Raw genomic sequence first — 14,754 nt, forward strand, 5'->3', positions numbered from 1 at the left:
CGACTTCGTGTGCGCCTCCTCGATCCACCCCCACGCGGTCCACCCCGCCCGGACCGCCGTCGCCACCCGGAGCGTTCCATGAGCCGTTACGTCGCCCCGCTGGGCTTCACCCTCGCCGCCGTCTGGGTGGCCGTGCTCTTCGTGCTGGCCAGCAGCACCCACTGACCGCACGGCCGCACCGGTCAGAGCATCCGGGACGACCAGAGCAGACTGAACGCCCCGGCACAGAGCGCCAGCAGCAGGGCGATGCCGGCATACCACTGGGTGATCTCCCGCGCCTCGGTCCGGAAACCGATCGAGCTGCCCATGTCCTGGTACACCTGCTTGAGCTCGTTGACCGTGGCCGCCTCGTAGAAGTAGCCCTCGGTCGTCTCGGCCAACTCGGCCAACGCCATCCGGTCCACCGGCACCCGCTGCAACTGCCCACCGATGTCCACGTGCCCGGTGTCGGTGCCGAAGGCGATGGTGGAGACCGGCACGTTCGCCGCCTGCGCCGCCGCAGCCGCCTCCTCCACCGACCGACCGGCCGTCCGGAAGCCGTCGGAGAGCAGCACGATCCGGGCCGGCGGGATACCCGCCGCTCCGTCGGCCGGTACCGAGCGGATCGCCTCCAGGCAGGTGAAGACCGCCTCACCGGTCGCGGTCGCCTCGGCCAGCACCAGCCCGTCGATGGCGCTGGTCACCGCCGGGCGGTCCTTCGTCGGCGGCACCAGCACGTTGGCCGACTTGGCGAACGACACCAACCCGACGTTGTAGGTCTCGGGCAACTCCCCGACGAACTGCTTGGCCGCCTCCTGCGCGGCCTCCAGCCGACTGGGCGCCACGTCGTCCGCCTGCATCGACAACGACACGTCGATGGCGAGCATGATGGTGGCCCGTTCCAGCGGCTCCCGGGTGTCCACCGCCGGACGGGCCAGCGCACCAGCCAGCACCAGCAGCGCGAGCAGGAACGCGGTCGCCGGCACGTGCCGCCGCCAACCCAGCCCCTTCGGCGCCACGGTCCGCAGCAGGTCGACGTTGGTGAACCGCATCGCGTACTCGCGGCGGCGCAACTGCCGCCACACGTACAGCGCGGCGAGGGCCAGCACCGGCAGTACGGCCAGCAGCCACCACGGTTGGAGCAGTCGAATCATCGCGTCGTCCCCCGGGTGCGGGCGTGCCGCTGGGCGGCTACGAAACGCACCATGTCCAGCAGCCAGTCTCGGTCCGTACGTAGGCGCAGGTGCGCGGCGCCGGCCGCGCGCATCGCGGCGGAGATCTCGGCCCGCTGGGCGGCGGCCGCCGCCGCGTAGCGGTGCCGCAGGCTCGGGTCGGCGGTCTGCACCTCGTGCAACTCCCCGGTCTCCGGGTCGACCACCGGCAACACCCCCACGTCGGGCAACTCCAGCTCACGCGGGTCGACCACCTCGATCGCCAGCACGTCGTGGCGTACCCGCAGCTTGCGCAGCGGCCGGGCCCACTGGGCCGGCGGGGCGAGGAAGTCGGAGACGACCACCGCGACCCCGCGCCGCCGGGGCGGGCGGTTGAGCATGTCGATCAACGCACCGAGGTCGCCCCGGCCCGGCTCGATCGGGGTACCGGCGATGGCGCGCAACATGCCCTGTGCCTCCTTGCGCCCGGACCGGGCGGGCAGCCGGACCAGACGCCCCGGCCCGGGTGGCTCGGGCGTCGCCCGCCAGCCCCGCCGGGCGGCGGGACGCTCACCACCGCTACCCACCACCGCCCCGATCCGGTTGCCGCCGCGCACGGTCAGGTGGGTGATCGCCGCCGCCGCGGCCACCACCACGTCCCGCTTGAGCCACCGGCCGGTGCCGAAGTCCAGGCTGGCCGACAGGTCCACCGCGAGCCACGTCTCCAACTCCCGGTCGGCCACCGTACGCCGCACGTGCGCGGTGGTGGTCCGCGCGGTCACCGGCCAGTCCATCCGCCGGACGTCGTCACCGGGTCGGTACTCCCGCGACTCCCCCGCCTCGCTGCCCGGGCCGGGCAGCAGACCGGCGTAGTCGCCCTGCAACAGCCCGTCCAGCTTCCGGGTGACCATCAGCTGCAACCGGGACAGCACCGCGCCGGAGCGGTTGTCCGCCGCGTTCGGTGACTGCTGGGGTGAAGGGGTGCTCGGGGTCACGGCCGCTGCCCGGGCCACCCCGAGGTCGGCGCCACCGGACCCGGTGGCGTGGCCTGCTGCCGGGGCGCCACCGACGGCAGCGGGATGGTCGACATCACCCGGTGCACCACATGGTCGGCCGGCACGTCGTCGGCGAGCGCGTCATAGCTGAGGACCAGTCGGTGACGCAGGATGTCCGGCGCGATGTCCTGCACGTCCTGCGGCAGGGCGTAGTCCCGGCCACGCAGCAGCGCCAGCGCCCGGGTCGCCCGGACCAGCCCGAGCGAGGCCCGTGGGCTGGCACCGTACTGGATCAGTTGCGCCACGTCGGGCATGCCGTGCTCGGCCGGCGTACGGGTGGCCAGCACCAACCGGACCGCGTAGTCGACCAACGCGTTGTGCACGAAGACCTGGTCCGCCTTCTGCTGCAGGGCGATCAGGTCGGCGGTGTCGAAGACCGCGGTGGGTTCGGGCGGGGCCACCCCCATCCGATAGACGATCTCCCGCTCCTCGGCGTCGGTGGGATAGCCCACGACGATCTTCATGAGGAACCGGTCCCGCTGCGCCTCCGGCAGCGGGTAGACGCCCTCCTGCTCGATCGGGTTCTGCGTCGCCATCACCAGGAACGGGTTGGGCACCCGGTGCGTCTCGCCGCCGATCGAGACCTGACGCTCGCTCATCACCTCCAGCAGCGCCGACTGCACCTTGGCCGGCGCCCGGTTGATCTCGTCGGCGAGCAGGAAGTTGACGAACACCGGACCCAGCTCGACGTCGAACTTCTCGCTGGACTGCCGATAGATCCGGGTACCCATGATGTCGGCCGGCACCAGGTCCGGGGTGAACTGCACCCGGGCGAACGACCCGCCGACCACCCGGGCGAGCGTCTCCACCGCGAGCGTCTTGGCCACCCCGGGTACGCCCTCCAGCAGGCAGTGCCCTCGGGCGAGCAGCGCCACGAACATCCGTTCGACCATCCGGTCCTGCCCGACGATCACCCGCTTGATCTCGAACAGCGCCCGCTCCAGCAGCGTGGCGTCCTGCGCCGGAGTGGTCGGCAAAGAGACCGCCGAGGGCGTTGCCCCGTTCGGCGTCGGAGCGTCGGGCGTGGTCGGCTGGGCCACCGGTCCTCCACAGCGTGCTCGGTCGTAGCGGCGTGTGCGTCACCAAGCCTCGCATGCCCGACTGAGTACCGACTGGGGGAGCGACCGATTTCCGCCACGCCGTTGCGCGCTAGGCGAATCGCCGATCGCCAGTGGACAGATGCCGCCCCCGCGTGTGTACCATTCTTCCGTCGCCGGGCGGCTTCCCCCGTGGCCGCCCGGCGCTCACTCTTTCCCCTCGCCCTAGACTGGGTGCGATGGACGATTCCGACACTCCTGTCGAGGCTCTGATCTGTTCGGCCCGAGGGTGTCGCGCCCCCGCCGGATGGTCATTGCGCTGGAACAATCCTCGCCTGCACACGCCGGAGCGGCGCAAGACCTGGCTCGCCTGCGAACTCCACCGCCCCTCTCTCGGTGACTTCCTCACCGCGCGGGGCTTCCTGCGTGAGGTCACCCCGCTCCCGGGATCGCCTACGCTCGAAGAGTGAACGCGTACAACGGACTTTCATGGTGAGCAACGACCCCCCGGTGTCGTCCGGTCCGCTGGAGCCCTGGCCGGACACCGTACGGTGGCAGTCGATCTCGTCCGACCTGATCTGGGTGGAACTGCTGCGCCTGTCGGCCGTGGTGGTCGTCGTCTCGGCGGGCATCGGCATCGGCTGGGCGCTCAGCGGCACCTGGCCGTTCGGCGCGGCGCTCGGTGCCGTGCTGCTGTTCGCGGTCTGGCGGGCGGTGACCATCGTCCGCGCGGTACGCGCCTGGGGCTACGCCGAACGTGAGGACGATCTCCTGGTCCGGCACGGGCTGTTGGTGCGCCGCCTCTCCATCGTTCCGTACTCCCGGATGCAGTTCGTCGACGTCAGCGCCGGCCCTTTGGAGCGGGCGTTCGACCTGGCGACCGTGCAGTTGCACACTGCGGCGGCGGCCAGCGACGCCCGGGTGCCGGGCCTGCGTCCGGCCGAGGCGTCCCGGCTGCGGGACCGGCTCACCGCGCTGGGCGAGGACCGGGCGGAAGGGCTGTGACGGGCCCGGTCGGGGCGGCACCGGACCGACCCGAGCCCCGCACGGGCGATCTGGCGCCACCGGTCACCGATCCGAGGCCACCCGACACGGACACCTCGGCGGTACCGCCACCGGAGCAGACCCAGGGCGGACCACCGGCTGGGCCCGCGCCCTCTGCCCCGCCAGTCGCCCCCGGCACGCCGTTCCCCCAGGCGACGCCCCACCAACCGGGCACGCCGTATCCGTACGGGATGCCGTACCCGCAGGGCGAGCCGCACCAGCCGGGCTCGCCGTACCCGCACGGCGGACCCCACCAGCCGGGCGCGCAGTACCCGCACGGGATGCCGTACCCGCCGGGAGCGCCCTACCCGCACGGCGCGCCCTACCCGCCGTATCCCGTCGGCCCGGGGTACCCGCCCGGCGGGTCGCCGGACGCGGCGCAGGAGCGGCAGCGGCTGCATCCGCTGAGCCCGGCGCTGCACGGCGCGAAGTCGTTGGCCGTGGTCATCGCCGGACTGTCCTGGTCGACGCTGTCCCGGGTCGGGTTCGGGTGGTTCGTGGCCATGGTGATCGTGCTCGCGCTCGGCGCCACCGTGCTGGCCGTGATCAGTTGGTACTACACCGGCTACCAGGTGGTGGGCCGGGAACTGCGCATCCACGAGGGCCTGCTCTGGCGGCGGACCCGGGCCATCCCGCTGGAACGGCTCCAGGCCGTCGAGGTGGTCCGCCCGCTGCTGGCCCAGCTCACCGGCCTGGCCGAACTACGGCTCGAAGTGGTCGGGGGCGGCAAGACGGAGGCGCCGCTGGCGTACCTCAGCGTGGCCGAGGCGTCGGTGTTGCGCCAGCGGCTGCTGGCGCTCGCGGGCGGGCCGGCCGTCGCCCAGGCCCGCACGGGCGCGGCGGTGCCGGGCGGGCCGGCGGATCAGCAGCCGGAGACGACGGCCGGCGAGGCGGCCGGCCCATCGCCGGGACGGCCGTTACACGCGGTCGAGAACCGGGACCTGCTGATCAGCCAGTTGCTGACGCCGCAGGCGTTCCTGCTGCCGCTCGGCGTGGCCTTCGTCACCGTGCAGTTCCTGTCGGAGGGATCGTGGTCGTTCATCGCGGTGGCGAGCACGCTGACCGCGATGGCGGGCATCCTGCTGCAACCCGTTCGTCGGGTGCTCGACGACTGGCGGTTCCAGCTCGCGCGGGACGCCGACCGGCTGCGCATCCGCAACGGCCTGCTGGAGACGCGGGTGCAGACGGTGCCGCTGCACCGGGTGCAGACGGTGGGGATGACCTGGCCGCTGCTCTGGCGGATGAAGGGCTGGCTGCGGATGCGACTGGAGGTGGCGGGCTACGCGGCGGGCGAGCCGGACCAGCGCAACCGGCCGGACCGGCTGCTGCCGGTCGGGGACCTGGCGACCGGTGAGACCATCCTCGCCGAGGTGCTACCCGGGGTCACCCTGGCGTCGTTGCCGCTGGTCCCGCCGCCGAGCCGGGCCCGCTGGGTGAACCCGCTGAGCCGCCAGGTGCTCGGCGCCGGACTGACCGACGAGGTCTTCGCCGTCCGGTCCGGGCTGCTCACCCGTCAACTGACCATGGTGCCGTACGCCCGGTTCCAGAGCGTCCGGGTGGTGCAGGGCCCGATCCAGCGGCTGCTCGGTCTGGCGACCGTGCACGTGGACACCGCCGGTGGGGCCGGCGCGGCGGCCGTCGACCGGGACCTCGCCGACGCCTGGGCGCTGGCGGCCGAGCTGACCGCCCGGGGCCAGGCCGCCCGCCGCGGCTGACGGCCGCCGGTCAGCGGGTGGCCGGGACCACCGGTGGTTCGGCCGGTGCGTCCCGGTCGTCCGGGGGTGGGTCGGTGGCGGCCCGGCGGGCCTTGCGCCGGGCCCACCACCGCTCGGCCGCGCCGACCGCCAGGAAGGTCATCCCGACGTACGCCCAACCGACCAGCACGTCGATCACGTAGTGCTCGCCGCTGTAGACCAGGGTGAAGGTCATCGCCAGCGGGTACGCCAGCAGCAGCGGCCACCACCGGCGTCGGACGCTGTTCATGAAGAACAGCACCACGAACAGCGCGAAGGCGGTGTGCAGCGACGGCATCGCGGCCACCGGGTTCGAGGCGAGCTGGCCGGCGTTGAGCAGGTTGCCGGCGCCGTGCATGCCGAACGCCCGCCAGCCACGGGTGGAGATCCGCGCGACCTCCTCGATCAGCCCGTTCTGCGCCGCCCACCACGGCGGCGCGGCCGGGTACAGGAAGTAGGTCACCAGGCCGGTGGCGCAGAGGAAGAACCAGCGCCGCATGAAGGCCGCCCACCGGCTGCGCTCCCGCATCCAGAGCACGGTGGCGGCGGCCAACGCCGCCACGAAGTGCGAGAAGTACACCCAGCTGACCAGGACGTCCCACCACCGCACCTCGGGGTGGTAGAGATGCTGCTGCAACCAGACGGTGGGCACCTGGCCGTCCATGGCCCAGCCGAACATCCACCGGTCCGCCAGGATCAGCTCGTACGCGTGCGGGACCGTCCCGTCGTGATAGGCGAAGCCCCGGGACAGGTTGTAGGCGACCAGCAGCAGCACCACCGGCACCCAGTCCCGGGCGAAGCGCAGGTGACTGCGCCACGGGCGGGCGGAGTTCCAGGCGATGGTCCCCGCCCAGATCCAGAAGAACGCGTACAGCGGGTCGGTGGGCAGGCCGATGACGAGCCAGCCCGCCACGAAGGCGACGCTCCACACCGACATCGCGATCACACGGCGGCGACCGCCGTCGGGCGAGGCGGACGGCTCGGTCGGGGCCGGGGGCTGGGGGTCGGTCACGGCAGACATCGCGGACAAGGTTAACGGCGCACCCTGAGGCATCCCACGCAGGACCACCTGCGTGCCGTGCCGTCGTGTCGGCACCGCCGTCGGCACGGCGAAGCGGAGCCCGACGGGGGGCCATCCGGCGGCACGCGTCGCCGAGGACGCGGCGAGCCCCTACGCTGTGGCCATGCAGGCGCAGTCGGATCTCGCCCTGACGCCGGGTCTGTCCGCCCGGGTCGAGTTGACCGTCACCGACGCCGACACCGCCGAGGCGGTCGGCTCCGGTGACGTGCCCGTGCTCGGCACCCCTCGGGTGGTGGCGCTGGCCGAGGCGGCGACGGTGGCGGCGAGCGCGGCCCACCTGCCCCCCGGCTCGACCAGCGTGGGCACCCGGGTCGAGTTGACGCACCTGGCCGCCACGCCGGTGGGCCGTACGGTGGTGGCGCAGGCCAGCCTGACCACGGTCGACCGGCGCCGGCTGGTCTTCGACGTCGAGGTGACCGAGGGCGGGCAGCGGGTGGCCGAGGGCCGGGTGGAACGGGTGGTGGTCGACCGGCAGCGGTTCGTCGAACGCGCCGGCCGACCGTCATGACCGTCCGCTTCGTCGAGGTCGCCGACCGGGTGCACGTGCTACGCGAGCCCCTGCTCGCGGTCAACGTCACGCTGGTCTGCGGTGCCGGCGAGGCGCTGCTGGTCGACACGCTCTCCAGCGCGCGGCAGGCCGCCGAACTGGCCGCCGCCGTACGGGCGGTCACCGGTGACCCGCTGACGATCGTCAACACCCACCACCACTACGACCACTGGTTCGGCAACGCCACGTTCGCCGCCGACCCGCCCCGCCCGGTGTGGGCACACGACCTCGCCGCCGAGGCGATGCGCGGCGACCCGGACAGGCTGCGCCGCCAGGCGTACGCGGAACTGCGCGACGAGCATCCGGAACTGGCCGCCGAACTGGCCGACACGCCGCTGCTGGCCCCCACCCGTACGGTCCGGACCGAGGCCGCCCTCGACGTCGGCGGCCGGCAGGTGGTGCTGCGGCACCCCGGGCGCGGCCACACCGACGCCGACCTGGTGGTGCAGGTGCCCGACGCCGACGTGCTGGTCGCCGGTGACCTGGTGGAGCAGTCCGGCCCACCGGCGTTCGAGGACTCCTTCCCGTTGCAGTGGCCCGACGCGGTGGCCGAGCTGTTGCGGTGGACCACCCCGGCAACGGTGGTGGTGCCCGGGCACGGTGAGCCGGTCGACGCCGAGTTCGTCCGGGCACAGCACGCCCAGTTGGCCGAGCTGGCCTGGCTGATCCGGGCCGGGCACACCGGCAGCGCGCCGCCGGAGCGGGTCGCCGCCGAGGCGCCCTTCCCGGCCCGTCCGGCGCTGATCGCGGCCCGCCGTGGCTACGCCGAGCTGGACGGCACCGCCTGATCCGGTGCCCTCAGTCGGCGAAGCGCTCGCGCACCTGCGCCCGGGTCGGCATGGCCACGGCCCCGCCCGGCCGTTCGCAGACGAGCCCGGCGACGCGCAACGCGAAGGCCACCCGCTCGGTCCAGCCGCCCGGCTCGGCGGGCTCGCCGTCGACGAGCAGGTCCGCGACGAGCGCGGCCATCACCGAGTCGCCCGCGCCGGTGGCGTCGACCGCGTGCACCCTCGGCGCGGGCACGCGTACCGGATCGGCGCCGGCGGCGGCGACCACCGCGCCCTCGGGGCCCAGGGTGACCACGACGGTGCCCGCCCCCACCTCGCGCAGGTACGCCGCCACCGACTCCACCGGCTCGCCCGGGTAGAGCAGCTCCGCGTCGGCGGCGCTCAGCTTGACCAGGTGCGCACCGGCGGCGAACTCGGCGACCACCCCGCGTAGCTCGGTCAGCGCCGGCGGACCGTCCAGCAGCCGGGGACGGACGTTGGGGTCGAACACCCGTAGCCCGGACGCCAGCGACCAGGCCCGACGGGCGGCGGCCAGGGTGGCCGGCTCCAGCAGCACGATCGACCCGCAGTAGAGCACGTCGGCGCCCTCGACCAGCGTCGCGTCGACGTCCTCGGCGGTGAGCAGCGCATAGGAGGGCGGGTCGCCGTAGAAACGGAAGTCCGGTTCGGGGCCGGCGAAGGTGGTGACGGCCAACGTGGTCGGCACCGGGGCGGTGCGGGTCCCGACCGTACCAACCCGCTCGGCGGCCAGCAGGTCGCGGATCCGTCCGGCCAGCACGTCGTCGCCGAGCGAGCCGACGAACTGCACCGCGCCGCCGAGCCGGGCGATACCGACGGCCACATTCAGCGGGCCGCCACCGACGGCCTGCCGGAAGACGGGCCCGCCGTCGCTCTCGGTGTCGAGCAGGTCGACGAGCGCCTCGCCGAGCACCACCGCGTATCCCATCCCGGTCCCTTCCGTCGGCCGTCCGCTGCCGCCCAGGCTGGCACAGCGATCTGCCGCCGGACGTGCACGCCACGGTATTGGCGGGCACCGGCCGACGCGAGCCGGCATCGCGCACATCGAGGAAGAGCTATTGCATCGACGGCGTCGGCGTGCTGGGATGGTGATGCCGGATGGCGCGGGGGCTGCGCGTCATCGGCGCCGGGTCATGGACACGCGAGGGCATACATACGCGTCGACATATCACTGGCGGCATCGTGCCGGGAGGGCATAGACCCCGTGCACACGTCGCCGCATCGTCGCATTCGCCCCTAGCTGCGGGAGCGAACTTTCACCCTCCCGCGCGCTTCGGCGGGGCCACCCCGCACGGTGTGCCCCGCGAGTCAGGAGAACCTGTGCACCGACCTCGTCTGGCCGCGATGTTCTTCGCGGCCGTCACTCTCGCCGCGAGCGCGGTCGTCGCCGTGACGGCCAGCCCCGATCCGGCCGCCGCGCACGGCGCGGCGATGACGCCGGGCGCCCGTACGTTCCTGTGCTGGCGCGACGGCCTCTCCCCCACCGGTGAGATCCGGCCGCAGAACCCGGCCTGTTCCGCCGCGGTCGCCCAGTCCGGTGCCAACTCGCTGTACAACTGGTTCAGCGTGCTGCGCTCGGACGCCAACGGGCGGACCACCGGCTTCATCCCCGACGGCCAGCTGTGCAGCGGCGGCGCCACCGGCTTCCGCGGCTTCGACCTGGCCCGCAACGACTGGCCGATCACGCACCTGACCGCCGGCCGGTCCATCGAGTTCCGGTACAGCAACTGGGCGCACCACCCGGGCACGTTCTACTTCTACGTGACCAAGAACAGCTGGAGCCCGACCCGGGCGCTGGCCTGGAGCGACCTGGAGGAGCAGCCGTTCCTGACGGTGACCAACCCGCCGCAGCGCGGCGCGGTCGGCACCAACGACGGCCACTACTACTTCACCGGGACCCTGCCGGCCAACAAGACCGGCCGGCACATCATCTACTCGCGGTGGGTCCGCTCGGACAGCCAGGAGAACTTCTTCGGATGCTCCGACGTGGCCTTCGACGGCGGCAACGGTGAGGTGACCGGCATCGGTGGCGGCACCAACCCGCCGCCCACCACGCCGCCGCCCACCACGCCCCCGCCGACCACTCCGCCGCCCACCACGCCTCCGCCCACCACCCCGCCGCCCACCACCCCGCCGCCCGGCACCGGTGGCTGCGCTGCCACCCTGCGGGTGACCAGCACCTGGTCCGGCGGTTTCCAGGGCGAGGTCGAGATCAAGAACAACGGCACCTCGGCGCTCAACGGCTGGTCCGCGAGTTGGACCTGGCCGAGCGGTCAACAGATCAACCAGATCTGGAGCGCGACCCAGACCTCGTCCGGGTCGACGGTGACCGCCACGAACGTGTCCTACAACGGAAGCGTCGCCGCCAACGGCAGCACGACGTTCGGTTTCCTGGCCAGCGGTAGCAGCACCTCGCTACCAACGGCCACCTGCGCCGCCCGCTGACGCGGTCGAACGCGAAACGGCCCCCCTGCGGAGTACCGCAGGGGGGCTCGTCCGTGTCCGAGGTCAGCGCACCATGGACCCGACGACGGGCTTGGTGAGCAGCGCGGACTGGTTGCGCTGGATGCCCGGGTCCAGCGTCTTGGCCACGAAGATGGCGTGCCAGATGCAGAAGATCAGGACCGTCCACACCTTGCGGGAGTGGTCGGCCTCCTCGCGCTTGTGCTCGTCCAGCAGGCGCAACGCGTACGACAGGTCGAGCAGGTCGCCGGCGCCGGAGGTGCTCAGCACGTGGCGGGCCCACTCGTACATCTCGCCGCGCAGCCAGACCCGGGTCGGGGTCGGGAAGCCCAGCTTCTTGCGGTTGACGATGGCCGGCGGCACCACGCCCTGCAACGCCTGACGCATGGCGTACTTGGTGGCGTCGGAGCGGGGCGGCAGCTTCAGGTCGACCGGGATCTTCGCCGCGACCTCGAACACGTCGCGGTCGAGGAAGGGCACCCGCACCTCCAGCGAGTGCGCCATGGAGATCCGGTCGGCCTTGACCAGGATGTCCCCGCGCAGCCAGGTGTAGAGGTCGACGTACTGCATCTTGGTGACGTCGTCCAGCTCGGTGCACTCGGCGTAGATCGGCGCGGTGACGTCGGTGTAGCGCACCGAGGGGTCGTAGCGACGCATCAGGTGCTGCTTCTCCTCCTCGGTGAACATCCGCGCGTTGCCGTAGTAGCGCTCCTCAAGCGGCGTGGTGCCGCGCTCCAGGAAGCTCTTGCCCTTGACCCCCTGCGGGATGGCCTTGGAAACCGCCCGCAGACCCTTCTGGACCCCGCCGGGCAGCCCGTTGACGCTGCTCAGCGACAGCGGCTCACGATAGATCGTGTACCCGCCGAAGAACTCGTCCGCGCCCTCGCCGGAGAGCACCACGGTGACGTGCTCGGCAGCCTTCTTGGCCACGAAGTAGAGCGGCACCAGCGCCGGGTCGGCCACCGGGTCGTCCAGGTGCCAGACGATCTTCGGCAGCGCGTCGATCATGTCCTGCGGCCCGATCTTCGTCGGGATCGTGGTCACGTCGAGGTGGCGGGCCGACTCCTGGGCGACATCGATCTCCGAGTACCCGGGCACGTCGTAGCCGACGGTGAAGGTGAGGATGTTCGGGTTGAACTCGCGGGCCAGCGCCACCACCGCGGTGGAGTCGATGCCGCTGGACAGGAACGACCCGACCGGCACGTCGGAGCGCATGTGCATGCGGACGCTCTCGCGCAGCGTCTCACGGATCTCGTGGTAGAGCTTCTGCTCGTCGGCGACCGGGCCGGGCCGGAACACCGGCCGGTACCAGCGCCGCACGTCGATCCGGCCGCCCGGGGTCCAGGTGAGGTACTCGCCCGAACCGATCCGGCTGATCCCCTTGTGTAGGGTGCCCGGCTCGGGGACGTACTGGAGGGTCAGGTAGTGGCTCAGGTTCGCGGTGTCCACCCCGGCGTCCCCGGCGTACGCGGACTGCGCGAACGGCAGCAGGGCCTTCTTCTCCGAGGCGAGGTAGAGCCCGTCGGCGGTCTCCAGGTAGTGCAGCGGCTTGATGCCGTAGTAGTCGCGGGCGCCGAACGCCCGGCGCTCCTGCCGGTCCCAGATGACGAAGGCGAACATGCCACGCAGCCGGGTGAGCACCTGCTCGCCCCAGTAGTGGTAACCGGCGACGATCACCTCGCCGTCACCGTTGGTGGCGAACCGGGCCCCGTAGTCGCGGATCAGCTCCTCACGCAGCTCGATGTAGTTGTAGATCTCGCCGTTGAAGGTGAGCAGGTAACGGCCGTCGGCGTAGGGCAGCGGCTCGTGGCTGAGCGCCACGTCGATGATCGCGAGCCGCTTGTGGGCGAACACCCCGTCCGCGTACCGGCCGGAGGCGTCCCCGACCACCTCGACGCCGGTCTCGTCCGGGCCACGGTGGTGCAGGCATTCCAGCGCTGCGGCGATGTTGTCGCGGTGGGCGGCGGCGTCGCCGCGGGCACTGAAAAAGGCCAGGAGTCCGCACATGGCCGTCATCTTTCCACGCGTCCGGATCGGGCGTCGCAGCACTGCCGGGCTCTGGACCGGAACGGGTTTCGGGGTACCGTCGGCACCAGCGATGCGGCGAAGGGAGCGGGGAATGACCGAGGAACGCACCGACGGCAAGCCGGCCGACGGCACGGAGTCGCACGACCCGGACTTCCCACCGGCGTTCCTGTCGTTCATGCGGCAGGGGTGGCGGGACACCGGGCTGCCGGTCGGCCCCCGGCCGGAGGTACCGAACTACGCCAAGCGTCGCGCGGCCCTCTCCGCGGCCTTCCCCGGCGAGACGCTGGTGATCCCCACCGGCGGCGAGAAGGTCCGCGCCAACGACACCGAGTACCGGTTCCGCCCGGGCAGCGACTTCGCGTATCTGACCGGGGACTACGACCCGGACGGGGTCCTGGTGCTGCGGCCCAACGGCTCGGGGCACGACGCCACGTTGTTCATGCGCCCCCGCTCCTCGCGGGAGACCGACGAGTTCTTCCGCAGCCGCCACGGTGAGCTGTGGGTGGGCCGCCGGCACACCCTGGCGGAGAAGTCGACCGAGCTGGGGCTGCCCACCGCCGACCTGACCGAGCTGGAGGCCGCGCTGGGCGACCTGGCCCCGGCGCGTACCCGGGTGCTGCGCGGGTTCGACGCCTCGGTGGACTCGGCCGTGCGCCCGTACGACGGGCCCCGGGCCGACGGCCAGCCGGCCCGCGACCGGGAACTCGCCATCGCCGTGTCGGAGTTGAAGCTGGTCAAGGACGAGTGGGAGATCGCCCAGCTCCAGGACGCGATCGACGCGACGGTACGCGGCTTCGAGGACGTGGCCCGGGTGCTGCCGGCCGACCGGGGCGTCTCGGAGCGACTGCTGGAGGGCGTCTTCGCGCTGCGCGCCCGGCACGACGGCAACGACGTCGGGTACGGCTCGATCGTCGGCGCCGGCGAGCACGCCACGATCCTGCACTGGGTGCACAACCACGGCGTCACCCGTCCGGGTGAGCTGCTACTGATGGACATGGGCGTGGAGGGGCACCACCTCTACACCGCCGACGTGACCCGGGTGCTGCCGGTCGACGGCCGGTTCACCCCGTTGCAACGCCAGGTCTACGACATCGTGTACGCCTCGCAGCAGGCCGGCATCGAGTTCATCAAGCCCGGCGTGAAGTTCAAGGACGTCCACCTGACCTGCATGCGGGTGCTCGCCGAGGGGCTGGCCGAGCTGGGGCTGCTGCCGGTGAGCGTGGACGAGGCGATGGACGAGAAGTCGACCGTGTACCGGCGGTGGACGCTGCACGGCTTCGGGCACATGCTCGGCATCGACGTGCACGACTGCTCCCACGCCCGCAAGGAGAAGTACCGGGACGGGGAGCTGGGCGAGGGCTACGTGCTCACCGTCGAGCCGGGGCTGTACTTCCAGCCGGAGGACGAGCTGGTGCCGGAGGAGTTGCGCGGCGTCGGCATCCGGATCGAGGACGACGTGCTGGTCACCGCCGCCGGTGCGGTGAACCTGTCGGCCGGCCTGCCGCGTCGGGCCGACGAGGTGGAGACCTGGCTGGCCGAGCAGCGCGAGGCGGGACCCCGCCTGCCGGGCTGACCCGTACGACCCGCCGGAGGGCGGGCCTTTCCAGTGGGCGAACGCTCGCCGCTGCGAAGGGCCCGCCCTTCGTCATGTCGCGGTGGTGCCCGGCGCTTTCGGTGCCACTCCCCCTGATTGGCAGCTGTACGCCCGAACTGGGGCAGTTATGGGTTTTTTTCGTATTAGTCATCCTCGCGAAGATGCTTCTCATACGGTAGTCATCAGAGGCTACAGGCTGTTTGTAGCTACTCGCGCTGCTTCGTACGGGTGCGGGT

General features: G+C 72.3%; 14 protein-coding genes. 8 read left to right on the forward strand and 6 right to left on the reverse strand.

Going from position 1 to position 14,754, the window contains the following annotated elements:
• Positions 1 to 9 precede the first annotated feature (9 nt).
• The gene (locus ACZ31C_RS14355; RefSeq protein ID WP_161595013.1) at positions 10 to 165 is read left to right on the forward strand and encodes a hypothetical protein; all 156 of its coding nucleotides are present in this window, start codon (positions 10 to 12) and stop codon (positions 163 to 165) included.
• Positions 166 to 182: 17 nt separating this feature from the next.
• On the opposite strand, the gene ACZ31C_RS14360 is transcribed toward ACZ31C_RS14355, so the two are convergent.
• The 3 genes from ACZ31C_RS14360 to ACZ31C_RS14370 are packed head-to-tail and all read right to left on the reverse strand — an operon-like array spanning position 183 to position 3,225.
• Positions 183 to 1,133: a VWA domain-containing protein gene (locus ACZ31C_RS14360; RefSeq protein WP_350696648.1), complete on the reverse strand. Its 951-nt coding sequence runs from the start codon at positions 1,131 to 1,133 to the stop codon at positions 183 to 185.
• The gene (locus tag ACZ31C_RS14365) at positions 1,130 to 2,143 is read right to left on the reverse strand and encodes a DUF58 domain-containing protein (RefSeq protein ID WP_465795650.1); all 1,014 of its coding nucleotides are present in this window, start codon (positions 2,141 to 2,143) and stop codon (positions 1,130 to 1,132) included. The genes ACZ31C_RS14360 and ACZ31C_RS14365 overlap by 4 nt, the downstream gene beginning before the upstream one ends.
• Positions 2,122 to 3,225, reverse strand: coding sequence for an AAA family ATPase (locus ACZ31C_RS14370; protein ID WP_465795651.1), 1,104 nt, complete (start codon positions 3,223 to 3,225; stop codon positions 2,122 to 2,124). Before ACZ31C_RS14370 ends, ACZ31C_RS14365 begins: the two co-directional genes overlap by 22 nt.
• 236 nt (positions 3,226 to 3,461) lie before the next feature.
• On the opposite strand from ACZ31C_RS14370, the gene ACZ31C_RS14375 reads away from it, so the two are divergent.
• The 3 genes from ACZ31C_RS14375 to ACZ31C_RS14385 all read left to right on the forward strand — a co-directional run bounded on the left by ACZ31C_RS14375 (position 3,462) and on the right by ACZ31C_RS14385 (position 5,981).
• Positions 3,462 to 3,692, forward strand: a complete 231-nt coding sequence (locus ACZ31C_RS14375) for a hypothetical protein (protein ID WP_396743073.1) — start codon at positions 3,462 to 3,464, stop codon at positions 3,690 to 3,692.
• Between the two features lie 19 nt (positions 3,693 to 3,711).
• Complete coding sequence (locus ACZ31C_RS14380; RefSeq protein WP_465795652.1) at positions 3,712 to 4,227, forward strand: PH domain-containing protein; 516 nt, start codon at positions 3,712 to 3,714, stop codon at positions 4,225 to 4,227.
• Positions 4,228 to 4,547: 320 nt separating this feature from the next.
• A complete protein-coding gene (locus ACZ31C_RS14385) occupies positions 4,548 to 5,981 on the forward strand; it encodes a PH domain-containing protein (RefSeq protein ID WP_465795947.1) in 1,434 nt (477 codons plus the stop codon).
• A gap of 10 nt (positions 5,982 to 5,991) precedes the next feature.
• On the opposite strand, the gene ACZ31C_RS14390 is transcribed toward ACZ31C_RS14385, so the two are convergent.
• On the reverse strand, positions 5,992 to 7,020 hold the full coding sequence (locus tag ACZ31C_RS14390; RefSeq protein WP_465795653.1) for a phosphatase PAP2 family protein: 1,029 nt from the start codon (positions 7,018 to 7,020) through the stop codon (positions 5,992 to 5,994).
• Between the two features lie 163 nt (positions 7,021 to 7,183).
• On the opposite strand from ACZ31C_RS14390, the gene ACZ31C_RS14395 reads away from it, so the two are divergent.
• Together ACZ31C_RS14395 and ACZ31C_RS14400 are read left to right on the forward strand one after the other, a co-directional pair.
• The gene (locus ACZ31C_RS14395) at positions 7,184 to 7,588 is read left to right on the forward strand and encodes a thioesterase family protein (protein ID WP_465795654.1); all 405 of its coding nucleotides are present in this window, start codon (positions 7,184 to 7,186) and stop codon (positions 7,586 to 7,588) included.
• Complete coding sequence (locus tag ACZ31C_RS14400; protein ID WP_465795655.1) at positions 7,585 to 8,415, forward strand: MBL fold metallo-hydrolase; 831 nt, start codon at positions 7,585 to 7,587, stop codon at positions 8,413 to 8,415. Before ACZ31C_RS14395 ends, ACZ31C_RS14400 begins: the two co-directional genes overlap by 4 nt.
• A gap of 10 nt (positions 8,416 to 8,425) precedes the next feature.
• Here the strand turns inward: ACZ31C_RS14400 and ACZ31C_RS14405 are convergent, their stop codons facing one another.
• On the reverse strand, positions 8,426 to 9,361 hold the full coding sequence (locus tag ACZ31C_RS14405; protein ID WP_465795656.1) for a carbohydrate kinase family protein: 936 nt from the start codon (positions 9,359 to 9,361) through the stop codon (positions 8,426 to 8,428).
• Positions 9,362 to 9,777: 416 nt separating this feature from the next.
• Between ACZ31C_RS14405 and ACZ31C_RS14410 the strand changes: the two genes are divergently transcribed.
• Positions 9,778 to 10,878: a lytic polysaccharide monooxygenase auxiliary activity family 9 protein gene (locus tag ACZ31C_RS14410; RefSeq protein WP_465795948.1), complete on the forward strand. Its 1,101-nt coding sequence runs from the start codon at positions 9,778 to 9,780 to the stop codon at positions 10,876 to 10,878.
• Positions 10,879 to 10,941: 63 nt separating this feature from the next.
• Here ACZ31C_RS14410 and asnB read toward each other — a convergent pair whose 3' ends face one another.
• Positions 10,942 to 12,903: an asparagine synthase (glutamine-hydrolyzing) gene (gene asnB, locus ACZ31C_RS14415; protein WP_465795657.1), complete on the reverse strand. Its 1,962-nt coding sequence runs from the start codon at positions 12,901 to 12,903 to the stop codon at positions 10,942 to 10,944.
• 112 nt (positions 12,904 to 13,015) lie between these two features.
• Here asnB and ACZ31C_RS14420 point away from each other — a divergent pair, with 112 nt between their 5' ends.
• The gene (locus ACZ31C_RS14420) at positions 13,016 to 14,497 is read left to right on the forward strand and encodes an aminopeptidase P family protein (RefSeq protein WP_465795658.1); all 1,482 of its coding nucleotides are present in this window, start codon (positions 13,016 to 13,018) and stop codon (positions 14,495 to 14,497) included.
• Positions 14,498 to 14,754 lie beyond the last annotated feature (257 nt).

This window comes from Micromonospora sp. NPDC023869, from assembly GCF_055559695.1.